We start from the raw sequence: 26,342 nt of genomic DNA, 5'->3' as shown, positions 1-26,342 counted from the left end.
CGACTGGAGGGTCACAGATCCGGCGAGAGCGGCATCTGGATCGAGCCATCGAGGAACTTGGTCGGTCCGTCGGCGCCGGGATTGATGTCGAACTCGAAGATCTTGGTCGGTATCCAGAGGGTCGCGCAGGCGTTCGGGATGTCTACGACGCCCGAGATGTGGCCCTGGACCGGCGCCGTGCCGAGGATCGAGTAGGCCTGCGCGCCCGAGTAGCCGAACTTCTTCAGGTACTCGATCGCGTTCAGGCAGGCCTGCCGATAGGCGATGTGGACGTCGAGGTAGTGCTGGCCGCCACTCTCGTCGACCGAGATGCCCTCAAAGATCAGGTGGTCGTCGTATTTCGGCGTGATCGGCGACGGCTTGAAGATCGGGTTCTTGATCCCGTACTTGGCCATGCCGTCCTTGATCAGCTCGACCTTGAGATGCACCCAGCCGGCCATCTCGATGGCGCCGCAGAAGGTGATCTCGCCGTCGCCCTGGCTGAAGTGCAGGTCGCCCATGGAGAGGCCGGCGCCGGGCACGTAGACCGGGAAGTAGATCTTCGAGCCGCGCGACAGGTCCTTGATGTCGCAATTGCCGCCGTGCTCGCGGGGCGGGACTGTGCGGGCGCCCGTGGCGGCGGCCGCGTCCTTCGCGTCGCCGTTCAGGCGGCCCATATGGGCCGTCGGGCCGAAGGGGAGGGTGGCGAGCGCCGGCACGCGCTCCGGATCAGTGTCGTAGAGCGCCTTCTCGCGGGTGTTCCAAGTCTCCAGCATCTTGGGATCGGGCAGGCAGCCGATCAGGCCGGGATGGATCAGGCCGGGGAAGCGCACGCCTGGGACGTGGCGCGACTTGGTGAACATCCCCTCGAAGTCCCAGATCGACTTCTGGGCCTGCGGGAAGTGCTCGGTCAGGAAGCCGCCGCCGTTCTTCTTGGAGAAGAAGCCGTTGAAGCCCCACTGGCTCTCGGGCTTGGCGCCGATGTCGAGGAGGTCGACCACCAGCAGGTCGCCTGGCTCGGCGCCCTCGACGCCGATCGGACCCGAGAGGAAGTGGACGATCGACAGGTCGATGTCGCGCACGTCGTCGGCGGAATCGTTGTTCTTGATGAAGCCGCCGGTCCAGTCGTAGGTCTCGACGATGAAGTCGGCGCCCGGCTTCACGTAGGCGACCATCGGGATGTCGGGGTGCCAGCGATTGTGCACCATGTCGTTGTCGTAGGCCGATTGCGTGAGATCGACCTTGATCAGCGTCTCGGGCATCTCGTGTCTCCAGCTCCCTGACTTGACCGGGGCAGGCCCCGTCCGCGCGCCGCTGCGCGTCTCTCACCCGCTCGCGAGCAGCTCTCTCAGAGCGTCGTCGAGGACCTTGATGTCGTCCGGGCTGGTGCCCGGCCCGCCCGCGAAATGGCCCCACCACGTGTCGATCACGCGCAGCTCCGCGTTCGGCATGGCGGCCGCCTCGATGGCGTTGTCCTCGGGCGGGAAATACAGGTCCGTCGAGGCGGGCATCAGGATCGCCTTGGCGCGAATGGCGCCGAGCGCGGCCTTGAAGTCGCCCTTGAAGGTGTCGTTGGCGCTGATGTCGCCGTGCTGCCACGTCCACAGCATGGTGAGCAGGTTGTTGGCGTCGCGCTCGTAGAACAGGCCTTCCCAGAACCCGATCAGGAAGTCCTCCAGCGAGGCGTAGCCCATGTGGGTGATGTCGGCCTCGAGCCGGTAGAAGGTCTGCGACAGGCCCCAGCCCGCGTAGACCCGGCCGAATGCGCGCAGGCCCCGGGTCGGCGGGCTCGTGTACCATCCCTCCGCCCAGGCGGCATCGGCCTGGAGCGCCGCTTTGGCGCCCTCCAAGAAGACGTAGTTATGACGCGAGCACTTGGCCGAACCCTGAAACGGCAGGATCCTCGGCACCATGTCGGGGTACATCGCCGCCCAGTGGTAGGTCTGGAGCGCACCCATCGACCAGCCGGTGACGAGGACGAGTTTTGCGATGCCGAAATGTTCGGTGACGAGGCGGTGCTGGGCGCGGACGTTGTCGTAGGCGGTGACGTTGGGGAAGCGCGGCCCGTTCCAGGGCGCGGGCGTGTTGCTCGGCGAGGACGAGAGCCCGTTGCCGAACATGTTCGGGATGATGATGAAGTACTTGTCTGGGTCGAGCGCCTTGCCGGGGCCGATCAGCCAGTCGTTCTCGGTGTGCTGGCCCGAGTACCAAGTCGGGTAGACGATGGCGTTGTCCTTGGCGGGGCTCAGCGTCCCGAAGGTCTTGTAGGCGAGCTTGGCCGCGCGCAGCGTCTTGCCGCACTGGAGCACGAAGTCGCCGAGTTCGAAGATCGCGTGATCGGCCATGCTGCGCCCCTAGACCGACAAGAACCGGGCGACGGCGGCCTCGTCGATCCCGTCACGTGGGGCCTCGTGGACGATCGACCCGTTCTCCATGACGATCACCCGGTCGGCGACGTCGAGGGCGAAGCTCAGGACCTGCTCGGACACGACGATCGAGAGGCCGCGCGCGTCGCGAATTTTTTTCAACGTTCGGCCCATCTCGCGGATGATCGAGGGCTGGATCCCTTCGGTGGGCTCGTCGAGGAGGAGCACTTTCGGGCGGCTCGCCAGCGCCCGGGCGATGGCGAGCTGCTGCTGCTGGCCGCCCGAGAGGTTGCCGCCGCGCCGGCTCTTCATCTCCAGGAGCACCGGGAACATGTCGTAGAGGTCCTGCGGCACCTTGCGGGTGCCGGTGACCGTCAGGCCGGTCTCGATGTTCTCCTGCACCGTCATGGTCGAGAAGATCATGCGGCCCTGCGGCACGTAGGCGAGGCCCTTGGCGACCCGGGCGTGGCTCTTGAGCCCCGCGACCTCCGCGCCCTCGACCCGGATCGACCCAGCCTTGACGGGCACGAGGCCCATCAGGGTCTTCATCAGGGTGGTCTTGCCCATCCCGTTGCGGCCCATCACGGCGACGATCTCACCCGGCGCCACCGAGAAGGTGAGCCCGTGCAGGACCTCGCTCTGGCCGTAGGCGGCGTGCAGGTCCTCGACGGCGAGCGCCGGTGTCGCGGCCGGCATCGTGGCGAGCGGCGGTGGCTGGACGCCGGGCGGATGCGCAGTCTGAAGCGACGCCATCGTCAATGTCCCAAATAAACTTCGATGACCTTCGGGTCGTTCTTGACCCGCTCCATCGAACCTTCGGAGAGCACCTTGCCCTGGTGCAGGACCGTCACCCGGTGGGCGATGTCCTCGACGAACTTCATGTCGTGCTCGATCACCAGCACCGAGCGGCCCTTGATGATCTGGTTGAGGAGCTCGGCGGTCTTGATCCGCTCGCCGACGCTCATCCCGGCCACCGGCTCGTCGAGCATCAGCAGCTCCGGGTCTTGGATCAGCAGCATGCCGATCTCCAGCCACTGCTTCTGGCCGTGGCTCAGGAACTCGGCCCGCTCCTTCAGCTGGTCCTTCAGGAAGATCGTCTCGGCGATGCTGTGGATCCGGTCGCGGACCTCCGCGTCCCGCTTGAACGTGAGGGCGCCGAAGACCGAGCGGCCGCGGGGAAACGAGATCTCCAGGTTCTCGAACACCGTCAGGTCGTCGTAGATCGACGGCGTCTGGAACTTGCGGCCGACGCCGGCCTGCACGATGGCGCTCTCGGAGAGCTTGGTCAGCTCCTGGCCCTTGTACTTGATCGAGCCCGTGCTGGCCTTGGTGCGCCCGCAGATCAGGTCGAGGACTGTGGTCTTGCCGGCGCCGTTCGGGCCGATGATCACCCGGATCTCGTCCGGATCGACGTAGAACGACACGTCATTCACCGCCTTGAACCCGTCGAACGAGACCGTGAGCGCCTCGACGGCGAGGAGGTAGTCGGGCGGGGCCGCCTCGGCGCCGACCACGGGGGAGGAGAGGATCGCGGCGTTCATGGCATGCTCACTCGGCCGGGGCGCCGTGGGGTGGGGCGATGGCGGGCGCGGGCGCCTGCAGGCTCTTGGCGCGGCGGGTGAGGCGCGGCTCGATGTGCTCGCGCCAGATCCCGGCGAGACCATTCGGGAAGGCCAGCACCACCGCGATGAACAGGGCGCCGAGGCCGAACAGCCAAAGGTCGGGGAAGCTCTCGGAGAAGCTGGTCTTGGCCCAGTTCACCAAGAGCGTGCCCCAGACCGCGCCGAACAGGGACAGGCGCCCGCCGACCGCCGCGTAGATCACCATCTCGATCGAGGGGACGATGCCCACGAAGGAGGGCGACATGAACCCGACCTGGAGGGTGAACATCGCGCCGCCGATGGCCGCGAGTCCGGCCGCGAAGCAGAAGGCGAAGACCTTGAACCCCGCCACCGAGTAGCCGGAGAAGCGCACCCGGTCCTCCTTGTCGCGCATGGCGACGAGGATGCGGCCGAGCTTCGATTTCTTCACGTACTGCGCCGCCAGGATGCAGGCGATCAGGAGACCGCCGTTGACGAAGTACAGGATGACCTTCGCGTGATCGGTGCGGATGTCCCAGCCGTGGAGGGTACGCAGGTCGGTGATGCCGTTGATCCCGCCGGTATAGCCCTGCTGGCCGACGATCAGGATCGTCAGGATCGCGGCGATCGCCTGGGTGATGATGGCGAAGTAGGTGCCGCCGACCCTGCGCTTGAACATCGCGAAGGAAATCAGCATCGCGAACAGGACCGGGATGGCGACCGCGAGGATGATCGTCAGCGGCAGGCTCTTGAACGGCTGCCAGAACCAGGGGAGGGCGGTGATCTGGTTCCAGTCCATGAAGTCCGGAATGCCGGGCGTCGACTGGATCTTCGTGTTCTCGATGCTCGAAGCCTCCAGCTTCAAGTACATCGCCATGCCGTATCCGCCGAGGCCGAAGAACACGCCCTGGCCGAGCGAGAGGATGCCCGCGTAGCCCCAGCAGATCACCAGCCCGAGGGCGACGAACGCGTAGGTGAGGTACTTGCCGACGAGGTTGAGGCGGAAGCCGTCGAGCGCCAGCGGCAGGACGACCAGGATCACGCCCGCCAGCAGAGCCAGGCTCAGCCACTCCACCGGCTTCATGAACGGGTTGTCGTTGACGGTGACGGACTTGGTGAGGGTCTGGACCGGATTCGTCATGGTCGAACAATCCTCAGCGCCGGACCTTGAGGGTGAAGAGGCCCTGGGGCCTCAGCATCAGGATGCCGACCACCGCGAGCAGGGTGATGACCTTGGCCATCGAGCCGGAGAGGAAGAACTCCAGGGTCGACTGCGTCTGGGAGATCGAGAAGGCCGACGCGATGGTGCCGAGCAGGCTCGCGGCGCCGCCGAACACGACGATCAGGAAGGTGTCGACGATGTAGAGCTGGCCGGAGGTCGGCCCGGTGGAGCCGATCATCGTGAAGGCCGAGCCGGCGATACCCGCGATGCCGCAGCCGAGGCCGAATGTGTAGCGGTCGACCTTCTCGGTATCGATGCCGACCGCCCCCGCCATGGCGCGGTTGGCCATCACGGCGCGGACCTGCTGGCCGAAGCGCGAGCGGAAGATCAGGAGCGCGACAGAGACCGTGATCAGGATGGTCACGGCCATGACGAACAGGCCGTTGATCGGGATCTCGATCGTGTCTGTGACCTGCACCGAGCCGATCAGCCAGGACGGCAGCTCGACGCCGACCTCACGGGCGCCGAAGATCGACCGATAGGCCTGCTGGAGGATCAGCGACAGGCCCCAGGTGGCGAGGAGCGTATCGAGCGGGCGCTTGTAGAGGAACCGGATCAGGCCCCATTCCACCAGCATGCCGAGCGCGCCGGAGGCGAGGAAGGCCAGACCCATCGCGATGAAGAAGTAGATCGGGAAGAGCGCCGGCAGGTAAGTCTGGAAGAAGGTCGAGCAGAGATAGGTGACGTAGGCGCCGAGGATCATGAACTCCCCGTGGGCCATGTTGATCACGCCCATCTGCCCGAAGATGATCGCCAGCCCGAGGGCCATCAGCAGGTAGACGGAGAACAGGATCAGGCCGGCGAAGCCCTGCATGGCGAAGATCGCGCCGAGGTCGCCGAGGGAGTAGTCGCCGAGCATGGTTTCGGACTTCCGCAAATGGAGTGCGTCTTCTGCCGGCTCGTCACCGTCTACGGCGCAGGTTGAGCCGTCTTTGCGAGCGAAGCGAAGCAATCCAGGGAGGCGCTACGCTCTGAGAATTCCCGCTGCCCTGGGTCGCTTCGCTGCGCTCGCGATGACGAGGGGAGGGGTGATGTCACCCCTCCGGACAACGGATTACTGATATCCCTTCGGGAACGGATCCGGCTTGATCAGCTCGGGACTGGTGTAGACGATCTCGAACTGGCCGTCGGTCTTGGCCCGGCCGACCCGGGTCTTCGACCAGAGGTGATGGTTCTCGTCGATCTTCACGTAGCCTTCCGGCGCGCCCTTGAACTCCAGCCCCGGAGAGGCCGCCACCACCTTGTCGACGTCGAAGGAGCCGGCCTTCTCGCAGGCCATCTTCCACAGGAACGGGCCGAGATACGCCGCCTGCGTCACGTCGCCGATGACGGTCTTCTCGCCCCACATCTTCTTGAACGCGGCGACGAAGGCCTTGTTGTTCTCGTTGTCGATCGACTGGAAGTACTTCATGCAGGCATAGGCCCCGGCGATGTTTTCGCCGCCGATGCCGTCGATCTCGTCCTCGGTGACCGAGATGGTCATCAGCACCTGCTTCGACAGATCGATGCCGGCCGCCTTGAGCTGCTTGTAGAACGCCACGTTCGAGCCGCCGACCACGTCGGCGAAGATCACCTTCGGCTTCGTGAGCTTGATCTTGTTTATCACCGAGTTGAACTGCGTATGGCCGAGGGGGAAGTATTCCTCGCCGACGACCTTGCCCTTGAGCACGTTCTCGACATGCTTGCGGGCGATCTTGTTGGAGGTGCGCGGCCAGATGTAGTCCGAGCCGATGAAGTAGAAGCTGTCGCCGCCCTTCTCCTTGTGGACCCAGTCGAGGCCGGCGAGGATCTGTTGGGTGGCTTCCTGGCCGGTATAGAAGACATTCTTGGACTGCTCGAGGCCCTCGTAGAAGGTCGGATAGTACAGAAGGCCGTTATACTGCTCGAAGACCGGTAGCACCGCCTTGCGCGAGGCCGAGGTCCAGCAGCCCATCACGGCGGCGCAATGGTCGTTGACGAGGAGCTTCTTGGCCTTCTCGGCGAAGGTCGGCCAGTCGGAGGCGCCGTCCTCCTGGATGATCTTGATCTTGCGGCCGAGCACGCCGCCGGCGTCGTTGATCTGCTGGATCGCGAGTTTTTCCGCTTCCTGGGCGCCCGTCTCCGAGATCGCCATGGTGCCGGTGATCGAGTGCAGGATGCCCACCGTCACCTCGGTGTCGGTCACGGCGAGGCCGGTGGTGTTCACGGCCGCGGTCGGCGGCGCCGCCCAGGCGCTGCGCGGCATCAGGGCCAGCGCCGGGGCGCCGGCCAGCCCCATGAGCAGCCTGCGCCGCAGCGGGGAGCGCAAGCCGCGATCGGCGCCAGTGTCGGTATCGTCTGCCATCTGCCTGACCCTGTTGGCGTCCGGTCCTTGAGAGGCGGGCCGGATCGACGAGCGCAGGCTAGGTCCTGGGTTGCCGTGCGGCCTATACGCGATTTTGCGTATGGCCGCGTTCTTGCTTGCCCTGCATCATCGCGGCGGAATACTTTGAGGTTGCGGTGACCGGAAGCGCGATTGAGGCGAGCACCGCTCGGGTGCTTGGTGTTTCGCGCGCGCGCGTGACGAATGCTTTCCCGGCGACGGGTCGTGGCCGGTTCGTCCGAGTCCGGCGCGCATGAGCGGGCCGCAGCGCATCATCCCCATCCGGCGGGACTACAATCGATTCGTCGCGGACGAGACGCTGGAGGATTACGCCCTCCGCTTCACCGCCAAGAAGGCCCGCCGCTGGTCCGGCTTCGAGGTGGCGCAGACCGCTCTCGGGTCGATCTCGTTCCTGGCCCTGGAGGCGATCGGCGGGACGCTGGCGCTGACGGCGGGCCTGCCCAACACGATCGCGGCGGTGCTGGTGGTCGGCCTGATCATCTTCGCCACGGCGGCGCCGATCACGGTCTACGCCGCCCGCTACGGGGTCGACATGGACCTCCTGACCCGGGGCGCCGGCTTCGGCTATCTCGGCTCGACCGTCACGTCGCTGATCTACGCGAGCTTCACCTTCCTGTTCTTCGCCATCGAGGCCGCGATCATGGCCCTGGCGCTGCAGCTCTGCTTCGGGTTGCCCCTCGGCGTCGGCTATCTGCTCTGCGCCGGCGCGGTGATCCCGCTCGTCGTCTACGGGATCCGGCTGATCAGCCGCTTCCAGATCTGGACGCAGCCGATCTGGATCGTCCTGAGCCTGCTGCCGCTGGTCTTCGTGGCGGCGCAGGGCGGGGGGGCGCTGAGCGCGCTGGCGGGCTTCCCCGGGCTCGACGGCGGCGGTGCCGGCTTCGATCTCGCCCGGTTCGGGCTGGCCACCGGCGTCCTGCTGGCGCTGCTGGCCCAGGTCGGCGAGCAGGTCGACTTCCTGCGCTTCGTGCCGGAGCCGGCCTGGCCGGGGGATCGCCGGTGGTGGCTGGCGGTGCTCTCGGGCGGGGCCGGCTGGATCCTGCCCGGGATGCTCAAGATCCTGCTCGGCGCGGCCCTCGCCGTCCTGGCACTGGGGCATGGGGTGTCCCCCGAGCACGCGGCGGAGCCGACGCGCATGTACGCGGTGGCGTTCGGCTACCTGACCGGGGAGGGGAGCCGGGCGGCGCTGCTGCTCACCGGACTGTTCGTCGTCGTGTCGCAGCTCAAGATCAATCTGACCAACGCCTATGCCGGCTCGATCGCGTGGTCGAACTTCTTCTCCCGGCTGACCCACAGCCATCCCGGGCGGGTGGTCTGGCTGGTCTTCAACGTCGCCATCGCGGTGCTCCTGATGGAGTTCGGCATCGACAAGACCATCGGGAGCACGCTGCCGCTCTACGCCTCCGTGGTCTCGGCCTGGGTCGGTGCGCTCGCGGCCGACCTCGCGGTCAACAAGCCCCTCGGCCTCTCGCCGCCGGGCATCGAGTTCAAGCGCGCCCATCTCTACGCGGTGAATCCCGTGGGGACCGGGGCCATGGCGCTGGCGCTGGCCGCCGGCGGGGCGGCCTATGTCGGCTGGCTCGGACCGGCGATGCAGCCCTTCGCACCGCTCCTGACCCTCGCCGCCGCCTTCTGTGCCGCCCCGGCGATCGCCTGGGCGACCGCGGGGCGCTGGTATCTCGCCCGGACTCCGAAGCAGGACTGGGGCGCCGCGGAGGTTGTCTGCCGGGTCTGCGAACTGCCCTTCGAGGGCGAGGACATGGCCCATTGCCCGGCCTACGACGCCCCGATCTGCTCGCTCTGCTGCTCCCTCGACGCCCGCTGCGGCGACTTGTGCAAGCCCCACGGCCGACTGGAGGTGCAGGCGCAGGCCGTCGTCGCCCGGTTCCTGCCGGGTCGCACGGCCGCCTGGATCGGCGCGCCGCTCGGCCGCTACCTCGCGGTCATGCTGACGCTCTGCGCGGTGATCGGGCTGATCCTCGGGATCGTCCATGCCGGCGCGACGATCGGGCATCCGGAGAATCGCGAGGTCCTGCGCGCGGCACTGACCAGCGTGTTCTTCACCCTGGTGGTGATCCTCGGCGTGGTGGCGTGGCTCTTCGTCCTCGCGCAGGAGAGCCGGCGTGTCGCCCAGTCGGAGACGATGCGCCAGACGGCCCTCTACGAAGCCGAGATCGCCGCCCACAAGGTCACCGACGCCAAGCTTCAGGAGGCCAAGGAGCGGGCCGAGGCCGCCAACCAGGCCAAGAGCCGCTACGTGGTCGGGATCAGCCACGAACTGCGCACCCCGCTCTCGACGGTGCTGGGCTATGCACAGCTCCTCGAATCGGATCCGGCGATCCCGGCGCAGCGCCTCAACGCCATCCGGGTGATCCGGCGCAGCGGCCAGCACCTGTCCGGCCTGATCGATGGCCTGCTCGACATCTCGCGCATGGAGGCTGGCCGGCTCCAGATCCACCGCGACGAGGTGCGCTTGACCGAGTTCCTCGACCAACTGGTCGACATGGTCCGGCTGCAGGCCCGCGAGGCCGGGCTGGAGTTCCGTTTCTCGCGGCCCGAGATTCTGCCCACCGTGGTCGCCACCGACGAGAAACGCCTGAGGCAGGTGCTCCTCAACCTGCTGTCGAACGCCATCAAGTTCACGCCGGCCGGCACCGTGTCGCTGGATCTGAGCTATCGCAGCCAGATCGCGGTGTTCACGATCCGCGACACCGGCCCCGGCATCCCGGAGGCGGATCTGGCGCGGATCTTCGAGCCGTTCGAGCGCGGTTCGACGCCGGCCGCCCGCAGCACGCCGGGAACCGGGCTCGGGCTCACCATCGCCAACCTGCTGGCCCAGCTGCTCGGCGGCGAGATCACCATCGTGGCCGCGCCCGGTGGGGGCACGCAGGCGCGCCTGCGCCTGATGCTGGCCTCCGTGGCCCAGCCGGCCCCGATCGTGCTGCCGACCCCGTCGCCGCCGCCGGAGCGGGCCTACGCGGGCGCGCGGCGTACCGTCCTCGTGGCCGACGACGACACCGCCCACCGCGCCCTGATGCGGGCGATCCTGGAGCCCCACGGGATCGCGGTGCGCGAGGCCGGCTCGGGGCTCGAATGCCTGAGGGCTGTCGCGGCCGGCGGCCTCGACCTGATTCTCCTCGACATCGCCATGCCGGGGATGAGCGGTTGGGCCGTGGCCGCCTCCCTGCGGGCCGCCGGCCATGCCGGTCCGATCGCCATGATGTCGGCCAACGTCCACGAGATCAGCCCGGTGCGGGGCGACGATGCTCCCCACGACGCCATCTTCGCCAAGCCCTTCGACCTGCGCGACGTGATGGACCGGATCGGCAAGCTGCTCCACCTGGAATGGACGGAGCCGGGCATCCCCGCCCGGCGCGAGCCGCTTTCCGCATCGGCGGCCGCGGAGGGACCCGGCCCCGAGCATATCGGCGAACTTCTCCGCCTCGGCCGGATCGGCTATATCCGCGCCATCGAGGCCAAGCTTGCCCAGCTCGAGGAGGATGTCTCGGTGCCCCCTGCCTTCGTCGCCCGGATGCGCGGCCTCGTGGAGGGTTACGATCTGCGCCGCTACCTGTCGGTCCTGCAGGACCTTGCCCGCAATGGCTGACGCGCCGACGACCCAGCCGCACCGGGACGTGATCCTGGTGGTCGACGATTCCCCCGACACGCTGAGCTTCCTCACCGACGCGATCGAGCGGTCGGGCGCGACCGTGCTGGTCGCGGTCGGCGGCGACCTCGCCCTGGCCCTGGTGGAAGAGATCACCCCCGACGTGATCCTCCTCGACGCGGTGATGCCCGGCATGGACGGGTTCGAGACCTGCCGCCGGCTCAAGGCCAAGCCGCAGCTCGCCGGGGTCCCGGTGATCTTCATGACCGGGCTCAGCGAAACCGAGCACATCGTGATGGGCCTCTCCGCCGGCGGGATCGACTACGTCACCAAGCCGATCGCTCCCGACGAGATCCTGGCCCGGATCCGCGTGCATCTCGCCAGCGCCCGGGCCGCACAGAGCGCGCGAGCGGCCCTCGACACCACGGGGCGGACCCTGTTCGCGGTCGCCGAGGACGGGACCGTCCTGTGGTCGACCCCGCAGGCCGGGCGATTGCTGGCCGGGCTCGCCGCCGATCCGTCCGCCGCCCTCGAGCTGCCCGCCAGAGCCCGCGACTGGCTGCGCGGATGCCTCGCCGGCGCCGCCCAACCCCTGACCCTGACCGATCGCGACGGCGCCGCCTATGCCCTGAGCTTCATCGGCCGCACCCCGGACGAGATCCTGCTCCGCCTGTCGCGCGACGCGCTCTCGGGGGGGGTCGAGCGGCTGCGGGCGCGCCTGCCGGTCACCGGACGCGAGGCCGAGGTCCTGCTCTGGCTGTCCCGGGGCAAGTCGAGCCGCGACATCGGCGAGATCCTGGGCCTCAGCCACCGGACCGTGACCAAGCACCTCGAAGGCATCTACGCCAAGCTCGGCGTCGAGAACCGCACGGCAGCCTCGATCATCGCGGCGCGGCACCTGCAGGACTGAGCCGGACGATGGATCCCCATCTTGTCCACAGGCCTCGCGGCCTCGCGCAACCCATTGGTAAGCGCCGGCACCGCACGGTCCCGGCTCAGACCGACAATCCGGGTCCGGATGCGATGATGACCAGCCAGCAGCTCGCCGACGAACTGAAGCGGATCGCCACCACGCAGGTCAGCGACATCACCCGGGCGGTGAAGGAGGGCCAGAAGTCGATCGCGCTCAACGAGGTGCGGGACATGGCGCGGCGTCTCGGCCTGCTGGCCGACGCCTTCGATCCGAAATCCGCGGCCGAGAGGTCCGAGTCCACCGCCGAGTCCACCGCCGAGCCCGTCGACGACGCGCAGGCCGCCTGACACCTTCTCCGGCGGTTCCCCGCCGGTTGCCTCCCAGGAGCGCTTCATGGTCCGCGCCCACTTCACCATCCGCCTCGGCAACGCCTCGCTCCCGGCCTCGGCGGCCCAGTGGGTCGACGACGTCGAGGCCGCCCGGACCACCGCGCGCACGATCGTGCAGGGCCTGATGCGCCAGCACGGCGGCGACCCGCGGCTCATGGAGGCGGCCATGGTGATCACCGACGATGACGGGGCCACGCTCCTGGAACTGTCCTTCCTCGACACGCTCTACCTGCCCGTCGAGCCGGTGGCGGATGCGGACCGCCGCCGTCCCCGCGCTCCGCGCGGGGCCGCGCCGCGGGGGCTGACCCTGGCCCTGGCTCCGGTCCGGCGCCTCGCCGGCGCGCTCGGCATGCGCGCGCACGCCCTGTCGGCGCGCTGAAGCCCGTTCAGCCGTAGAGATCGCTGACCACGAAGCCCCGCGGCGCGAGGCGTTCCGCCAGGACGCGCCGGTGGCAGCCGGCCGGGTCGCGCTCGAAGCAGAGCAGGCAGATCGGTGCGGCCTCGGCCAGCGTGGCGAGGTCCTCGAGGGCCTGCAGCCCGGCGGCGGTGTCCAGCACCTCCTCGCAGTAGATCCGGCGCATCAGGGCCGCGTCCCCGGCCCTTGCGGCCTGCCGCCCCGCTTTCGGCGTCCCGAGGCTGCGCAGGTGCGCGTAGTCCAGGCCGGCCTCGCGCAGGGAGGTCCCGAGGGCGCCCTTCGAGAAGCCGCGCTTGCGCGAGTTCGCCACCGCCCGGACATCGGCCAGAACCGCGACGCCGGCCGATCGCAGGACTCCGACGAGGYGCTCCGAATCGAGGCCTTCGTAGCCTATGGTAAACAGATGCTTGCTCACGGTGCCGTATCCGGACTCGCGTTGCGGAACCGCGACTTAGCCGGATGGCGCCCTGTGAACCAGCCGGGGATGGGATGCGTATGTCGCGGGGATGCAACGGATCTCGGAATTCCGCCGCAATGATCGCAAAGCTCCGTTAACCGCGCCGGGGCCATCGAATACGCCTGTCTGTGGCGCATCTTCGGTGGCGGGCTAAACACTGATGTCGCGGATCTACGAGCTTTCGCGTTCGCCGGCCCGAACATGGGCCGGGCACCTGACCCGCCGGTTGATGCCGGTGCGACGCCTCGCCGGGCGGTTCGCCGCAGCCGCGATCCTCGCAGGCCTCGCCGCCTGCGCGTCGAACAACGACTTCTATCCGACCAAGGGCGACGCCAAGCCCCATCCGGGGGTGGCTAAGGCCAAGCTCCACCCGATCCAGGGCATCGACATCTCGAAGTGGCAGGGCAACGTCGACTGGGCCTCGGTCCGGGCCTCCGGCACGCAGTTCGCGTTCATCAAGGCCACCGAGGGCGGTGATCACGTCGACGAGCGCTTCCGGACCAACTGGGACGGCGCCGCCCGGGCAGGCGTTCCGCGGGGAGCCTACCATTTCGTGTTCTGGTGCCGCTCCGCCAGGGAGCAGATGGACTGGTTCAGAAAGAACGTCCCGAACGATCCCACTGCCCTCCCGCCTGTGCTCGACGTCGAGTGGAACGGGCACTCGCAGACCTGCCCCAAGAAGCTGCCGAAGGCGCAGGCCCTGGCGATGGTCACCGAGATGCTGGAGGAGATGGAGCGCTATACCGGCAAGCGCCCGATCATCTACACCGACATCACCTTCCACAAGGACGTGCTGGAGGGCGAACTTCCGGATTACCCGCACTGGCTGCGCTCCACGGCGGCCGAACCGGAGCAGCGGTTCGTCAACCGTAAGTGGATGCTCTGGCAGTTCACTTCCACGGGGCGTGTTCCCGGCGTGCGGGGCGACGTCGACCGCAACGCTTTCTACGGTACGCCATCCGATTGGGCCTCGTTCCTGTCCACGGATTGCGATCCGCGAGAGCACAAGCGGCTCTCGGAGCAAGGTCTTTGCACGGATAAGTAGAATGGAAGCCGAGCCGCAACCTAGGTTAATTCGAGGGCGGTGGGTGCGGCGTATGCTGGATGGGCGTGCCCCCTGACGGGTGAGCCCGCGAGGATCCCGACGGGAGCCTCTCCTCCCGCATCCAGCCCGCATGCCGATCGAACCTGCCGCCCCTACGGGCAATCTGCTGCTCGATGCGCTTCCGGGATCGGATCGCGCGCTGATCGCGCCCCATCTTGAGTCTTCGCGCTTCGACAGGGGGGATGCGGTGTTCGTGGCGGGTGCCCCGGTCGACACTGTGACCTTTCCCTGCGGGCAGGCTGTCGTGGCGCTGGTCATCGCCACCCGGGACGGCCGGACGGCGGAGACCGCCAGCGTCGGCCACGAGGGGGCGCTGGGCGGGATCATCGGCCAGGGTCGGCTGCCGGCCTCGGCGGGTGGGCTGGTGCTGGTGGGCGGGCCGATGCTGCGCATCGGTGCGGATCGGCTTCGACAGGCCGCGCAGCGGTCCGACACGCTCCGCGATTATCTCGCTCGCTACGCCGACTGCTTCCTGGCTCAGCTGCTCCAGATCGCCGCCTGCAACGCCCTGCACCCGATCGAGCAACGCTGTCTCCGCTGGCTGCTGTCGCTGCAGGACCGCGTCGGAGACGACACCCTTCCGATCACCCACGAAGTTTTGGCCTCGATGCTGGCAGTCCAGCGCACCTACCTCACGCGGATCCTGCGGGTCCTGCAGGAGCAGGGTCTGATCCGGGTTGGGCGGGGACGCACCACGATCCTCGACCGCCGGGCGGTCTCGGCCGCCGCCTGAGAATGCCATGCCCGCGTGAGGCTGCATTGCGATGCGGTCTTGGGCGCCCCGTCTCATGCCTCCGGCCGTCCCCGGGCCGGACCGTTTCCGACCGCCGATCGGGTCTCGCACGCGGGCTGAGATGCCAGCCCCGATCCGGGGACGACCGGCACGCAGACCGGCGTGGCGATCCCCGGCACGGGCACCACCACCACGTCGAGTCCGTAGATCAGGCGCAGCATCGCCGGGGTGACCGTCCTGGCGGGCGGCCCCTTGGCGGCCAAGCGGCCGGCAGCACGCGCTCGACCCGATCGGGAAGCTCGACGGTGCGGCCAGCCGCGTCGGTGAAGGGCCGCGCATCGGCTTCGCCGGCGAGCGAGGCGCCGCAGCCGCGAACGCACGGCATCAGGCGGATTTGCGCTCCAGGATCTCGATCAGCGCGCCGTCAGGTCCCTCCACGAAGGCGATCCGCAGGCCCGGTCCCCGTTCGGTGATGCCGGCGCGCACGGTCACGCCGCGGGCGGTGAGATCGGCCATCGCGACCTCGATGTCGGCGACGCGCAGCCCCACATGCTCGATGCCGAGGCAGGGGGTGGAAGCCGCCGGTGCGGTCTCGGCCGGCGCCTGCTCGATGAAGACGGCGAGACCGCCGAGGTCGAGCACGACCCGCTGCACCGGGTCGTCGCCAACGCGCTTCACCTCGCGCGCTCCGAAGGTCTCGACGTAGAACGCGGCGGCCTTGACGGCATCGCGGCTGCGCAGATGGAGGTGGTCGCAGGTGTAGTGCATCGGGGCTCCGGTTTTCGATCCCTGCGCGCGCCGAACTCCGGCACGGGCCTGCTGGAGGTACTATTCCGCGCCGCAGGGCACGATAGGCCGCGCGCGGCGCCGCGGCGAGGTCGGCCGCTTGACGTTCGGACCGAACCCGCAGACTTTCGCCGCCAGGACCGTTGCAGGGATGCAACATCCATCCCACATCCGGGTGGCGAACCCACACCGCACAGCCAAGAGATCCATGCGCAATCCCTACGACGTGCTGGGCGTGGCCAAGGGGGCGAGCGAGGCCGAGATCAAGAAGGCCTATCGCAAGCTCGCCAAGGACTTCCACCCCGACCGCAACAAGAACGACGTCAAGGCCAAGGACCGGTTCGCCGAGGCGAATTCGGCCTATGAAATCCTGGGCGACGCCGAGAAGCGCAAGCAGTTCGACCGCGGCGAGATCGATGCCGAAGGCAAGCCGCGCGCGACCGGTTTCGAAGGGTTCGGCGGCTTCGGCGGCGGCCGCGGCGGCAACTTCGACTTCGAGAACATGGCCCGCGCCCAGCGCGGCGGCATGGGCGGCGGGATGGGCGAGGATATCTTCTCGCACATCTTTGGTGAGGCCTTCCGCGCCGGGGGCGCCGGCCCGGGCGGCCAACGTCAGGCCGCCAAGGGGGACGACGTGGCCGCCGAACTGGCGGTGACCCTGGAGCAGGTCGCCAGCGAGGAGAAGCTGCGCCTCTCCCTGCCCACCGGGCGGGAGGTCGACGTGATGATCCCCCGCGGCGTGATCGACGGCCAGACCATCCGCCTGCGCGGCCTCGGCCAGAGCGCCGGCCCGCGTGGGGAGGCGGGCGACGCACTCCTGACCATTCGGCTCCGGCCGCATCCGCGCTTCACCGTCGAGGGAGCCGACCTGCGCACCCCCGTCGACGTGCCGTTGGAGGATGCCGTCCTCGGCGGGACGATCCGCGTGCCGACGCTCACGGGCGCCGTGGAGATGAAGATCCCCGCCATGACGAGTTCCGGCCGGACCTTCCGCCTGCGCGGCAAGGGCCTGCCCAAGAAGGACGGGACGCGGGGCGACCTGTTCGCCACCACGGCGATCGTGCTGCCCGAGAGCGAGGATGCGGCGCTGACGGAGTTCGCCCGCGGTCGACGGGCGGCCAATCCGGCCTAGCGCATCTGTTCCGGAACCCTGCTGCACCGTTTGGGACGAGCCTTCGGGGTTGGCACCCCGCCACGGGCGAAAGGACGCGGCTTACGGGGAGCGACCACGGCGCGATCCGGGGGCTGCGCGACCCGGGCCATCGCTCGATCCGATCCGCTCGGGTACGGCTCGCGGGAGAGCGGACACGTCACGCGAGGGCCGCCTGAAAGCCCTCCGCGGCGCCCCGGACTTCCGTCGCCGGGCTGGCTCCGCTAAGGAGGCCACCCGGCTCCGACAGGGGTCGCGCGGCTTCGGGATCGATCATGGCGGAACACGGGCAGGGCCTTCTGGCGGGCAAGCGGGGCATCGTCCTCGGGGTCGCCAACAACCGCTCGATCGCCTGGGGCATCGCCCGGAGCGCCCGCGCCCACGGCGCCGAACTCGCCTTCACCTATCAGGGTGATGCCCTGCGCAAGCGGGTCGAGCCGCTCGCCAAGGAACTCGACGCCCACGTCATCGGCCATTGCGACGTCACCGAGGCGGCCACGATCGACGCGGTCTTCGCGGAGGCCGCGAAGGTCTTCCCGGACGGCATCGACTTCGTCGTCCACTGCATCGCCTTCTCAGACAAGGACGAGCTCACCGGCCGCTACATCGAGACCTCCGAGGACAACTTCACCAAGTCCCTCCTGGTCTCGTGCTACTCGTTCACCGCCGTGGCCCAGCGGGCCGAGAAGATCATGCGGCCGGGCGGCTCGCTCGTGACGCTGACCTATTACGGCGCCGAGAAATGGATGCCGCACTACAACGTCATGGGCGTGGCGAAGGCGGCGCTCGAAGCGTCGGTGCGCTATCTGGCGGCCGACCTCGGGCCGAAGAACATCCGGGTCAACGCGATCTCGGCCGGCCCGATCAAGACGCTGGCTGCGTCGGGCATCGGCGACTTCCGATACATTCTGAAGTGGAACGAGTACAACGCGCCCCTCCGCCGGACGGTCACCATCGGCGAGGTCGGCGAGACGGCGGCCTATCTGGTGTCCGACATGGCGGCCGGCATGACCGGCGAGATCCTGCACGTGGATGCCGGCTATCACGTCGTCGGCATGAAGAACCCCGATGCTCCGGACCTGACCCTCGATAAGGATTAGCGATCGGCGCGGGCGGGCCGACCCGACCCGGGTCGCGCGTGCCGGCATCGCTGGAACGCTGCCGGACCTGCGTCGTGCCGCGCGCAGACGATTTCAACCCGCCTCGGCCTCGGCGGATTCGCCCGAGAGCCGCACGCGCTCGATCCGCGTCTCGCCGTAGCGCTTGACCACGGTCCGGGGCCTGGCGCCGCCGTGTTCCGCCACGTTCTCCGCCAACCGTTCGGAATGCGTGACCGGCCAGACCTGCGTGCGCTCCGCCGCCCAGGCGATCAGTCGGGCCAGCGGCGCCAGCAGATCGGGGTTGCAGGCTGGTCTGGGGCTCGTTCAGGGCGATGAAGGGCGGCAGGCGATAGCCGAGCAGCGCAGTTGAGGTTGGTCTTGCCGGTACCGGCTCCGCCGACGAAGACCGAAAGCGGTTCGATGGGAAAGCCGATCCGCCGCAGGGCGCGGTATCCTGAGACCGCGACCTCCCGAACAACCAGCATCCCGCGGCCCCCGCCTCAGTCCGGCACCGTCAGATCCGCGATGCCTTTGGCGGCCTCGGGGAAGCACGGGTCCATGGCCCCCAGTGTATCCGCCACCGTCTTGGCGATCACGTAGTTCCGGAACCACTTGTGATTGGCCGGCACTACCAGCCAGGGGGCGGAGGGCGTCGAGCAGCGCGACAGGGCGTCTGCGAAGGCCTGCTGGTAGGAATCCCAGGATTTCCGTTCGACGAGATCGGCCGGGTCGAACTTCCAGTGCTTCTGCGGATCGGCAATCCGGGCCTCCAAGCGCTTCTTCTGCTCGGCCTTGGAAATGTGCAGGAAGAACTTGACGACCGTGGTTCCGGATTCGGTGAGCAGCCGCTCGAAGTCGTTGATCCGGTCGTAGCGGCTCTTCCAGATCGCTTCGGGCACGAGGCCCTTCACCCGCACCACGAGCACGTCCTCGTAGTGGCTGCGGTTAAACACCCCGATCATGCCGCGACCCGGCACCCGTGCGTGATAGCGCCACAGGAAGTCGTGATCGAGTTCCTCGCTCGACGGCACCTTGAACGACGCCACCGCGCAGCCCTGGGGATTCACACCCTTGAGGATCGAGCGGATCGTCCCGTCCTTGCCGCCGGTATCGATCGCCTGGAAGACCAGGAGCAGGCTGCGGCTGCGTTCGGCATAGAGGCGTTCCTGGAGGGCCACGATGCGCTCGCGCTCCCCATCGAGTGCGTCCTTCGCCCAGTCCTTGTCGAGCCCGCCAGTGTCGTCCGGGTCCACCGCGGCGAGGTCGAACGCGGATCCGGGTGTGACCGCGACGATGCCCGGCGCGGCGAGGATCGGGACGCGCCGGTGGCTCCCCGCGGCCGCCGGGACGGTCCCGGCAATCGTATCGAGGCCGCTTGCCCAGCGCGCCGTCGACGGGCGCTGCGCCCCGGCGACCCCGTTCAGGTCGTCACCGTCTGTCACGCCGCCGTCGCGCTTGTGGCCGCGATGATGCTTGCCGTGCTTCTTGGACATGGGGCAGGACCTGTTTCCGGATTTTGCCGACCGACGGCGAGAACGGCCAGCGCTCCTGGCCGTTCCGGATGCCTGCGCAGGACGGGGTTGAGACGGTTGGGGACGATCTATTTCATTCGCCATGGCCAGACCGCCTGGAATGCCGAGGGGCGCCTCCAGGGCGGGCGTGACACCGACCTCAACGCCCAAGGCGAGGCGCAGGCCGCCGCCGTCGCCGAGCGCCTCGCCGCCGCGGCGGGACCCGCGCTGGCGGAGGCGGACTTCGTGGCGAGCCCCCTGAAGCGCACCCGGCGCACCATGGAGATCCTGCGGGCCGCCCTCGGCCTGCCGCCGGAGACGTACCGCACCGATCCGCGCCTGCGGGAGATCGGCTTCGGCAGCTGGGAGGGTTCGACCTGGGCCGAGATCCGGCGCCGCGACCCGGCCGGGGCGGCCGGCCGCGACCGGGATCGCTGGCATTACCGCCCGCCCGGGCTCGGGGGCGAGAGCTACGCCGCCCTCGTCGAGCGGGTCGGCCCGATGTTCTCCGCCGTGGCGCGGGATACGGTGGTCGTCGCCCATGGCGGTGTCGCGCGGGCCGCCCTGGTCGCCCTCGGCCACCTCGACATCTACGCCGCGCCGCGCCTCGGCATCCGTCAGGGCGAGGTCCTGATCCTGGAGCCCGGCGGCTGGCGCTGGGCTTGATCCTGAAAGCCGGCGCAGTGCAAAGCCGCCTCGATAACGGCACGATCGACAGGCTATAGGGCGGCGGCCACGGAAGGCGCCGGCCCGGGCGGGCGGCCAGCGGAGCAGCGGATGAGCGACGTCGCCGAGAAGACCCGGCCCGGCCCGGCGGCCGGGAAGCGCGAGCGCCCTGGGGACGCGGCGGCCTTCCTGCGCGGGGACCATCGGCCGGACCTGATCCGCGACGAGGTGCTGGCCGAGATCTTCCTGCATTCGGCCGCGGAGCGACCCGGCCATCCCTGTCTCGTCGATGGCGCGCGCGTTGAGGCCGGAGGCGTCCACCCGCACCTGACCTACGCCGAGGTTGCCGCCCGCGCCGGCCGGATCGCCGCCGGTCTCGCCCATCGCGGCATCGGCCCCGGCGACGTCGTCGGCCTGTGGATGGCCCGCGGCCCGGATCTCCTCGTAGCGCAGATCGGCATCACCCTGTCGGGGGCGGCCTGGCTGCCCTTCGATGCCGAGGCGCCGGCCGACCGGGTGGGCGTCTGCCTCACGGATGCGGCCGCGAAGGCGCTGCTGGTCTCCCCGGCGCTGGCTTCGACCGCGCCCGACGCGGCCCCCGCGCTGACGCTGCCGGACCTCGAGGCCGGGACGCCGGCCGACGCGCCCGTCCCGGACCCGCGCGCCGCCGGCCTGACGGCGGATCATCCGGCCTACCTGATCTACACCTCCGGCTCGACCGGCGTGCCCAAGGGCATCGTCATCAGCCACGCCAACATCTGCCATTTCCTGCGGTCGGGGAACGCGCTCTACGGGATGCGCGCCGACGACGTGGTGTTCCAGGGCGCCTCGGTGGCCTTCGACCTCTCCATGGAGGAGATCTGGGTCCCCTATCTTGTCGGTGCGACCCTGTTCGTGGCGAGCCCAGCCATGATGGGCGACGTCGAATCGCTTCCGGGGATCCTGGAGGCGGAGCGGATCACGGTGCTCGATACCGTGCCCACCCTGCTGGCGATGATCTCGGGCGACCTGCCGACGGTACGCCYCGTCCTCCTCGGCGGCGAGGCGCTGCCCGAGCCGCTGGTCGCTCGCTGGGCGACGGGGTCCCGGCAGCTGTTCAACACCTATGGACCGACCGAGGCCACCGTGGTGGCGACCGCCGCCGAGATGCGGCCCGGCGAGCCGGTGACCATTGGCGGCCCCATCCCCAACTACTCGGTCTACGTGGCGGGCGAGGATCTGAGCCTGCTCGGCCGCGACCAGCAGGGCGAGCTGCTGATCGGTGGCCCCGGCGTCGCGCGGGGATACCTCGCGCGGCCGGAGCTGACGGCGGAGAAGTTCATCGCGAACCCCTTCGCGTCGGACGGCACCGATCCGGTGCTCTACCGCTCGGGCGACGCGGTGTCGCTCGACGCCGCCGACCGGATCGTGTTCCACGGCCGCATCGACGATCAGGTCAAGATCCGCGGCTTCCGGGTCGAGCTCGGCGAGATCGAGGCGCGCATCCGCAGCGTTCCCGACATCAACCAGGCCGCCGTGGTGCTGCGCCAGGACGACGGCGTCGACCGCTTGGTCGCCTTCCTGATCCCGGAGCGCGGCCGCTCCATCGAGACCGCGTCCCTGCGCCGGACGCTCGCCGGCCAGATGCCGCCCTACATGGTGCCGGGCCATTTCGAGGTGACCGAGAGCCTGCCGCGCCTGACCTCCGGCAAGGTCGACCGCAAGGCCCTGAAGAGCGCCCCGCTCACGGTCGTCTCCGCCGACGATGAGCAGGAGCCGCCCGCCAACGAAACCGAGGCGGCCCTGGTCGCGGCCGCCAAGCAGGTCTTCGGCAACCAGCCGATCGCGCTGGAGGGCGACTTCTTCGCCGATCTCGGCGGTCATTCGCTGCTGGCCGCCCGCTTCGTCTCGGCCGTGCGCGAGCACCCGGCGCTCGCCGGCATCACCCTGCCGGACGTCTATGCCCTGCGCACGATGCGGGCCATGGCCGACGCGCTGATCGCCCGCACGGGCGGCATGGGTGCCGCCGCCGCGACCCGCGACCTGAGCTTCGCGCCGCCGCCGCTCCTGCGCCGCGCCCTCTGCGGCCTCGCGCAGCTCGTGGCTCTGCCCTTCGTGATCGCCCTGGCCACCGCGCAGTGGCTCGGCATGTTCGTGACCTACCTGCTGCTGACCGGCGGCGGCCTCAGCTTTTTCGCCGAACTCGGGGTGCTGCTCCTCGTGTACGTGGCGATCAACGGCGTTACGGCGGTGGCGGCGGTGGCCGGCAAATGGCTGATCCTCGGTCGGACCAAGCCGGGCCGCTACCCGCTCTGGGGCACCTACTATTATCGCTGGTGGCTGGCGCAGCGGCTGGCGCCCCTGGTCCACGTGAAGTGGCTGCAGGGCTCGCCGGCCATCGCCGTCTATCTGCGCCTGATGGGCGCCAAGGTCGGCCGCGACACCCTGATCTCCGACATCGAGATCGGCGCGACCGACCTGCTGACCATCGGCGACGGCGCCTCGCTGGGCGGCCGCCTCGTCATCGCCAACGCCGAGATCGTCGGCAACGAACTGGTCATCGGCCGGGCGGAGATCGGGGCGGACGCGGCGGTCGGGACCTCCTGCGTCATCAGCCACGACACGGTGATCGGCCCGCAGGCGGAGATCGCCGACCTCACCACCATTCCGGCCGGGACCCGGGTCGGCGCCGCGGAGCGGTGGGACGGCTCGCCCGGCCGCAAGGTCGGGATGGCCGATCCGGCGGAGCTGCCCGCACCGGCCGAGGCCTCCCTCGCGCGCCGTACGGCCTTCCTGGCCGCCTATGTCGTGCTGCTCGGCGCGATCCCGGCGGTGGGCCTGCTGCCGATCTTCCCGGCCTTCTTCATCTTCGATCAGATCTCGGATTCGCTCTCCGACATCACCGACATCGATTACCACTGGTACCTGCCGATCCTCACATGGCCCACCGCCATGCTGATGACCGCCGGCACCGTGCTCCTGATCGCCGGCATCCGCTGGGTCGTGCTGCCGCGGACGCGCTCCGGCACCTACTCGATCCATTCCCTGTTCTACCTGCGGAAATGGTCGCTCGCGCTCGCCGTCGAGGTCACGCTGGAGACGCTCTCGTCGCTGTTCGCCACCGTCTACATGCGGGCCTGGTATCGCCTGATGGGCGCCAACATGGGCCACGGCGCCGAGATCTCGACCAACCTTGCGGGCCGGTACGACCTCGCCGAGGTCGGCGCGAAGAACTTCATCGCCGACGAGGTCGTCTATGGCGAGGAGGAGGCCCGGCGCGGCTGGATGCACCTGGAACCGACGCGGACCGGGGCACGGGTGTTTGTCGGCAATGATGCCGTGGTGCCCCCCGGCGCGGTCATCCCCGACGACGTTCTCATCGGCATCAAGTCGAAGCCGCCCGAGAACGCCGCCATGAGCCCCGGCGAGACGTGGTTCGGTTCTCCGCCGATCCGGCTGCCGGCCCGGCAGAAGGTCGATCTCGGCTCCACCGCGCAGACCTATGAGCCCGGGGCCTGGCCGAAGATCCGGCGCGGCATCTTCGAGGCCTTCGCCACCTCGTTCTCGCCGATGCTCTACATCACCCTCGCGATCACGGTCATCGACTGGTACTTCTACCCGGCCATCCTGGAGCAGGACTGGTGGGGTCTGGCCTACAGTTTCGTCGTGGCGAGCGTCGCCATCGCGCTGATCCAGTCTTCCGCGGTGATCGCGATGAAGTGGCTGCTGATGGGGGTCTACAAGCCCGGCATGCAGCCGATGTGGTCCTGGTGGGCGATGCGCACCGAGGCCATCGCGGTGGCCTATTGGGGCCTCGCCGGGAAGGTGCTCCTAGAGCACCTCCAGGGCACGCCGTTCCTGCCCTGGGTGCTGCGCCTGTTCGGCGTGAAGGTCGGGCAGGGCGTGTGCATGCTCACCACCGACATCACCGAATTCGACTGCGTGTCGATCGGCGACTTCGCCACGATCAACCGGGTCTCGGCGCTGCAGACGCATCTCTACGAGGACCGGATCATGAAGATCGGCCGCGTCGTCGTCGGGCGGGGCGTGTCGGTGGGGGCGTTCTCGACCGTGCTCTACGACACGAAGGTCGGAGATTTCGCCCGGCTGCGCCCACTCACCATCGTCATGAAGGGCGAATCGATCCCCGCCAATACGGAGTGGGAAGGGGCGCCCGCGGTTCCGGTCCTGCATCGCGCCTGAGGGCGGGGCTCCAGGCACGCATACGCCGTCGATCGGCCGTGCGGTCGGACCCCGACTCCGCCCTGGCACGCGCTCGGCGTCCACAAGCGGATCGAAAGTCCCCGCCCTTCCACGGTCTCGCGCCGAGCGGATGGGCGGTTTCGATCCCGTCGAGATGGAGGCCGTGGCGCCTACCTCGGCGCCGTGTCCTGCCTGAACCAACGGAAGGGCGCGTCGCTTCCTTTGCGCCAACAATCCCGATCCGGTCGTCCGACATGTCTTAATGTAATCGAGAGTGACTGATCGGTAACAGGTCGGGTCAAAGAGTTGATCTGAACTATTGTCGTTCGATACATCTCATATTAAAATTCGGGGAATGCCGAATCGCTCCGCGATGGGCAAGCCGCGGAGACGGCGCAGGGCAATCGTTCCGGGGCGAGGATCTTCAGTCGGTCGTGCAGCTCGATCCCGCCACCCTGCTGATCGTCACGGCGGCGACGACCCTTCTGGTCGGCGCGCTGTTTCTGGGTTCCTGGCGGCAGGCGCCCGACTCCCGCGCGCTCGCGTACTGGGGCACGGCGCATCTTATGGGAGCGACCGGCTCGACCGGCCTCGCCCTGCGCAACCAGATCCCCGACCTGATCTCGGTGGGCGCGGCCAATGCGGTGGTGCTCGCCGCCTACGGCTTGATCTGGAGCGGTGTCCGCACCTTCGAGCGGCGGGAGCCGCGCATGGGACTCGCGATGGCCGGCGCCCTCGGATGGTGCCTGCTTTGCCTGATCCCCGCCTTCTACGGGTCGATCGCCGCGCGCATCGTCTACGCCTCCGCGGTAGCGGCGGCGTATTGTGGCGGGGCTACCGCGGAGATCTGGCGGGGGCGCGGCGAACGCCTCGCGTCCCGGATCACGGCCGCCACCATCCTGGGGCTGCACGGTGTCTTCTACCTCGGGCGGATTCCCGCGACGCTCATCGCGCCGCCGCAGCCGGGTCTCAGTCCACTCGCCTCCCCCTGGGTGGCGATCCTGTGCTTCGTCACCCTGATGTTCTCGATCGCCTCGGCCTTCACCTACATGGCCCTCGTCAAGGAGCGGGCCGAGCGCGAGCAGCGCATCGCCGCATCCACGGACGCGCTCACGGGCGTGCGCAACCGCCGGGCCTTCACCCGGGCTGCCGAGGCCGCGATCGCCGAGCACCGCGACGCGGCCCTGCTGCTGTTCGACCTCGACCGCTTCAAGGCCGTCAACGACCGTTACGGTCACGGGGTGGGCGACGCGGTGCTGGTGGGGTTCTGCGCGATGGCGACCTCCATGCTGCCGCGGGAGGCGCTCCTGGGACGCCTGGGCGGCGAGGAATTCGCCTGCCTGCTGCCCGGCGTGTCCCCCGCAGAGGCCCTGGCGCGGGCCGAGGAACTGCGCCGGACCTTCGCCGGGCTCAACGTCCCCGAGTTCCCGGGACTGCAGGTCAGCGTCAGCATCGGGATCGCCCAGGCCCGGCCCGGGGTCGCGTTCGACGTGCTCATGCGGCGGGCCGACGCCGCGCTCTACGCCGCCAAGAACGGCGGGCGCGATCGGGTCGCCGTGGCCGAACCGGCCGCGATCCGCGCCGCCTAGAGCTGTTCCCACCTATGTAGCGACGGCCTAGTCGCCCTCATATCCGGCGGCGGTGATGCAGTTGCGGCATTCGTCTGGGGTGAAGCGGGTGAAGGCCTCGCGGATAGCAACCCAGAGGTCGGGCACGGTGCGGGCGGTTGCGGTTCGCAGCAGGTGCTTGAGCTTGGCGAAGATCTGCTCGATCGGATTGAACTCGGGACTGTAGGGCGGAAGGTACAGGACCCGCGCCC

22 protein-coding genes and 3 pseudogenes are annotated in these 26,342 nt (G+C 69.0%); 11 read left to right on the top strand and 14 right to left on the bottom strand.

Features of this window, described 5'->3' with window-relative positions; genetic code table 11:
- Positions 1-11 precede the first annotated feature (11 nt).
- The 7 genes from fmdA to urtA form a co-directional block, all read right to left on the bottom strand.
- Positions 12-1,241, bottom strand: a complete 1,230-nt coding sequence (fmdA, locus tag AC1DXK_RS09775) for a formamidase (protein WP_457104444.1) — start codon at positions 1,239-1,241, stop codon at positions 12-14.
- Between the two features lie 63 nt (positions 1,242-1,304).
- The gene (locus AC1DXK_RS09770; protein WP_457104443.1) at positions 1,305-2,324 is read right to left on the bottom strand and encodes an alpha/beta fold hydrolase; all 1,020 of its coding nucleotides are present in this window, start codon (positions 2,322-2,324) and stop codon (positions 1,305-1,307) included.
- A gap of 9 nt (positions 2,325-2,333) precedes the next feature.
- On the bottom strand, positions 2,334-3,041 hold the full coding sequence (gene urtE, locus AC1DXK_RS09765) for an urea ABC transporter ATP-binding subunit UrtE (protein WP_457104574.1): 708 nt from the start codon (positions 3,039-3,041) through the stop codon (positions 2,334-2,336).
- Between the two features lie 59 nt (positions 3,042-3,100).
- The gene (urtD, locus tag AC1DXK_RS09760) at positions 3,101-3,886 is read right to left on the bottom strand and encodes an urea ABC transporter ATP-binding protein UrtD (RefSeq protein WP_457104442.1); all 786 of its coding nucleotides are present in this window, start codon (positions 3,884-3,886) and stop codon (positions 3,101-3,103) included.
- Between the two features lie 7 nt (positions 3,887-3,893).
- Positions 3,894-5,066: an urea ABC transporter permease subunit UrtC gene (gene urtC / locus AC1DXK_RS09755; RefSeq protein WP_457104441.1), complete on the bottom strand. Its 1,173-nt coding sequence runs from the start codon at positions 5,064-5,066 to the stop codon at positions 3,894-3,896.
- Between the two features lie 13 nt (positions 5,067-5,079).
- Positions 5,080-6,006 carry an urea ABC transporter permease subunit UrtB gene (gene urtB / locus AC1DXK_RS09750; protein ID WP_457104440.1) on the bottom strand — a complete coding sequence of 309 codons (927 nt, stop codon included), beginning with the start codon at positions 6,004-6,006 and terminating at the stop codon, positions 5,080-5,082.
- 195 nt (positions 6,007-6,201) lie between these two features.
- Positions 6,202-7,470, bottom strand: coding sequence for an urea ABC transporter substrate-binding protein (urtA, locus tag AC1DXK_RS09745; RefSeq protein WP_457104439.1), 1,269 nt, complete (start codon positions 7,468-7,470; stop codon positions 6,202-6,204).
- 271 nt (positions 7,471-7,741) lie between these two features.
- On the opposite strand from urtA, the gene AC1DXK_RS09740 reads away from it, so the two are divergent.
- Genes AC1DXK_RS09740 through AC1DXK_RS09725 form a run of 4 tightly spaced genes read left to right on the top strand, consistent with a single transcriptional unit; the run spans position 7,742 to position 12,797 of the window.
- Positions 7,742-11,116: a hybrid sensor histidine kinase/response regulator gene (locus AC1DXK_RS09740; RefSeq protein ID WP_457104438.1), complete on the top strand. Its 3,375-nt coding sequence runs from the start codon at positions 7,742-7,744 to the stop codon at positions 11,114-11,116.
- The gene (locus tag AC1DXK_RS09735; RefSeq protein WP_457104437.1) at positions 11,109-12,026 is read left to right on the top strand and encodes a response regulator transcription factor; all 918 of its coding nucleotides are present in this window, start codon (positions 11,109-11,111) and stop codon (positions 12,024-12,026) included. Before AC1DXK_RS09740 ends, AC1DXK_RS09735 begins: the two co-directional genes overlap by 8 nt.
- Positions 12,027-12,034: 8 nt before the next feature.
- Positions 12,035-12,376, top strand: coding sequence for a hypothetical protein (locus AC1DXK_RS09730; RefSeq protein ID WP_457104436.1), 342 nt, complete (start codon positions 12,035-12,037; stop codon positions 12,374-12,376).
- Between the two features lie 46 nt (positions 12,377-12,422).
- Positions 12,423-12,797 (top strand): DUF6894 family protein, encoded by a 375-nt coding sequence (locus AC1DXK_RS09725; RefSeq protein WP_457104435.1) that lies wholly within the window; start codon positions 12,423-12,425, stop codon positions 12,795-12,797.
- A 7-nt stretch (positions 12,798-12,804) separates the two neighbouring features.
- Here the strand turns inward: AC1DXK_RS09725 and AC1DXK_RS09720 are convergent, their stop codons facing one another.
- Positions 12,805-13,248 (bottom strand): DUF488 domain-containing protein, encoded by a 444-nt coding sequence (locus AC1DXK_RS09720; protein ID WP_477297624.1) that lies wholly within the window; start codon positions 13,246-13,248, stop codon positions 12,805-12,807.
- A 271-nt stretch (positions 13,249-13,519) separates the two neighbouring features.
- On the opposite strand from AC1DXK_RS09720, the gene AC1DXK_RS09715 reads away from it, so the two are divergent.
- Entirely contained in the window at positions 13,520-14,335 is an 816-nt protein-coding gene (locus AC1DXK_RS09715; RefSeq protein WP_457104433.1) for a glycoside hydrolase family 25 protein, read from the top strand.
- Positions 14,336-14,465: 130 nt separating this feature from the next.
- Positions 14,466-15,248: pseudogene (locus AC1DXK_RS09710) on the top strand (Crp/Fnr family transcriptional regulator).
- Here the strand turns inward: AC1DXK_RS09710 and AC1DXK_RS09705 are convergent.
- The 3 genes and pseudogenes from AC1DXK_RS09705 to AC1DXK_RS09695 form a co-directional block, all read right to left on the bottom strand.
- Positions 15,182-15,349 (bottom strand): hypothetical protein, encoded by a 168-nt coding sequence (locus tag AC1DXK_RS09705; protein ID WP_477297652.1) that lies wholly within the window; start codon positions 15,347-15,349, stop codon positions 15,182-15,184. The pseudogene AC1DXK_RS09710 and the gene AC1DXK_RS09705 sit on opposite strands and share 67 nt — an antisense overlap.
- 32 nt (positions 15,350-15,381) lie before the next feature.
- Positions 15,382-15,513, bottom strand: a pseudogene (locus AC1DXK_RS09700) (iron ABC transporter substrate-binding protein); the annotation flags it as partial.
- The gene (locus tag AC1DXK_RS09695) at positions 15,513-15,896 is read right to left on the bottom strand and encodes a VOC family protein (protein WP_457104431.1); all 384 of its coding nucleotides are present in this window, start codon (positions 15,894-15,896) and stop codon (positions 15,513-15,515) included. The gene AC1DXK_RS09695 and the pseudogene AC1DXK_RS09700, both read right to left, overlap by 1 nt.
- Positions 15,897-16,122: 226 nt before the next feature.
- On the opposite strand from AC1DXK_RS09695, the gene AC1DXK_RS09690 reads away from it, so the two are divergent.
- Together AC1DXK_RS09690 and fabI are read left to right on the top strand one after the other, a co-directional pair.
- Positions 16,123-17,046 (top strand): DnaJ C-terminal domain-containing protein, encoded by a 924-nt coding sequence (locus tag AC1DXK_RS09690; RefSeq protein WP_457104430.1) that lies wholly within the window; start codon positions 16,123-16,125, stop codon positions 17,044-17,046.
- A 293-nt stretch (positions 17,047-17,339) separates the two neighbouring features.
- Entirely contained in the window at positions 17,340-18,164 is an 825-nt protein-coding gene (fabI, locus tag AC1DXK_RS09685; RefSeq protein WP_457104429.1) for an enoyl-ACP reductase FabI, read from the top strand.
- Between the two features lie 93 nt (positions 18,165-18,257).
- Here fabI and AC1DXK_RS09680 read toward each other — a convergent pair.
- Together AC1DXK_RS09680 and AC1DXK_RS09675 are read right to left on the bottom strand one after the other, a co-directional pair.
- A pseudogene (locus AC1DXK_RS09680) lies at positions 18,258-18,528 on the bottom strand (AAA family ATPase); the annotation flags it as partial.
- A gap of 136 nt (positions 18,529-18,664) precedes the next feature.
- Entirely contained in the window at positions 18,665-19,657 is a 993-nt protein-coding gene (locus tag AC1DXK_RS09675) for a polyphosphate kinase 2 family protein (RefSeq protein ID WP_457104428.1), read from the bottom strand.
- A 96-nt stretch (positions 19,658-19,753) separates the two neighbouring features.
- On the opposite strand from AC1DXK_RS09675, the gene AC1DXK_RS09670 reads away from it, so the two are divergent.
- From AC1DXK_RS09670 to AC1DXK_RS09660, 3 genes are all read left to right on the top strand, one after another.
- Positions 19,754-20,341, top strand: a complete 588-nt coding sequence (locus AC1DXK_RS09670; RefSeq protein ID WP_457104427.1) for a histidine phosphatase family protein — start codon at positions 19,754-19,756, stop codon at positions 20,339-20,341.
- 111 nt (positions 20,342-20,452) lie between these two features.
- Positions 20,453-24,523, top strand: coding sequence for a Pls/PosA family non-ribosomal peptide synthetase (locus AC1DXK_RS09665; protein ID WP_477297620.1), 4,071 nt, complete (start codon positions 20,453-20,455; stop codon positions 24,521-24,523).
- A gap of 434 nt (positions 24,524-24,957) precedes the next feature.
- The gene (locus AC1DXK_RS09660; protein WP_457104425.1) at positions 24,958-26,112 is read left to right on the top strand and encodes a GGDEF domain-containing protein; all 1,155 of its coding nucleotides are present in this window, start codon (positions 24,958-24,960) and stop codon (positions 26,110-26,112) included.
- A 27-nt stretch (positions 26,113-26,139) separates the two neighbouring features.
- On the opposite strand, the gene AC1DXK_RS09655 is transcribed toward AC1DXK_RS09660, so the two are convergent.
- A partial coding sequence (locus AC1DXK_RS09655) for a transposase (protein ID WP_456686875.1) occupies positions 26,140-26,342 on the bottom strand: 203 nt, incomplete at its 5' end.

Source organism: Methylobacterium sp. P3_A11 (assembly GCF_056403155.1).
Note: the sequence above shows the minus strand (reverse complement) of the source record. Positions and strands in the feature narration are given on the sequence as shown.

What these genes read in the sequence shown, in the direction of transcription:
- fmdA (WP_457104444.1), bottom strand. Translation starts at nt 1,241, where the DNA reads ATGCCCGAGACGCTGATCAAGGTCGATCTCACGCAATCGGCCTACGAC.
- AC1DXK_RS09770 (WP_457104443.1), bottom strand. Translation starts at nt 2,324, where the DNA reads ATGGCCGATCACGCGATCTTCGAACTCGGCGACTTCGTGCTCCAGTGC.
- urtE (WP_457104574.1), bottom strand. Translation starts at nt 3,041, where the DNA reads ATGCCGGCCGCGACACCGGCGCTCGCCGTCGAGGACCTGCACGCCGCC.
- urtD (WP_457104442.1), bottom strand. Translation starts at nt 3,886, where the DNA reads ATGAACGCCGCGATCCTCTCCTCCCCCGTGGTCGGCGCCGAGGCGGCC.
- urtC (WP_457104441.1), bottom strand. Translation starts at nt 5,066, where the DNA reads ATGACGAATCCGGTCCAGACCCTCACCAAGTCCGTCACCGTCAACGAC.
- urtB (WP_457104440.1), bottom strand. Translation starts at nt 6,006, where the DNA reads ATGCTCGGCGACTACTCCCTCGGCGACCTCGGCGCGATCTTCGCCATG.
- urtA (WP_457104439.1), bottom strand. Translation starts at nt 7,470, where the DNA reads ATGGCAGACGATACCGACACTGGCGCCGATCGCGGCTTGCGCTCCCCG.
- AC1DXK_RS09740 (WP_457104438.1), top strand. Translation starts at nt 7,742, where the DNA reads ATGAGCGGGCCGCAGCGCATCATCCCCATCCGGCGGGACTACAATCGA.
- AC1DXK_RS09735 (WP_457104437.1), top strand. Translation starts at nt 11,109, where the DNA reads ATGGCTGACGCGCCGACGACCCAGCCGCACCGGGACGTGATCCTGGTG.
- AC1DXK_RS09730 (WP_457104436.1), top strand. Translation starts at nt 12,035, where the DNA reads ATGGATCCCCATCTTGTCCACAGGCCTCGCGGCCTCGCGCAACCCATT.
- AC1DXK_RS09725 (WP_457104435.1), top strand. Translation starts at nt 12,423, where the DNA reads ATGGTCCGCGCCCACTTCACCATCCGCCTCGGCAACGCCTCGCTCCCG.
- AC1DXK_RS09715 (WP_457104433.1), top strand. Translation starts at nt 13,520, where the DNA reads ATGCCGGTGCGACGCCTCGCCGGGCGGTTCGCCGCAGCCGCGATCCTC.
- AC1DXK_RS09705 (WP_477297652.1), bottom strand. Translation starts at nt 15,349, where the DNA reads ATGCTGCGCCTGATCTACGGACTCGACGTGGTGGTGGTGCCCGTGCCG.
- AC1DXK_RS09695 (WP_457104431.1), bottom strand. Translation starts at nt 15,896, where the DNA reads ATGCACTACACCTGCGACCACCTCCATCTGCGCAGCCGCGATGCCGTC.
- AC1DXK_RS09690 (WP_457104430.1), top strand. Translation starts at nt 16,123, where the DNA reads ATGCGCAATCCCTACGACGTGCTGGGCGTGGCCAAGGGGGCGAGCGAG.
- fabI (WP_457104429.1), top strand. Translation starts at nt 17,340, where the DNA reads ATGGCGGAACACGGGCAGGGCCTTCTGGCGGGCAAGCGGGGCATCGTC.
- AC1DXK_RS09675 (WP_457104428.1), bottom strand. Translation starts at nt 19,657, where the DNA reads ATGTCCAAGAAGCACGGCAAGCATCATCGCGGCCACAAGCGCGACGGC.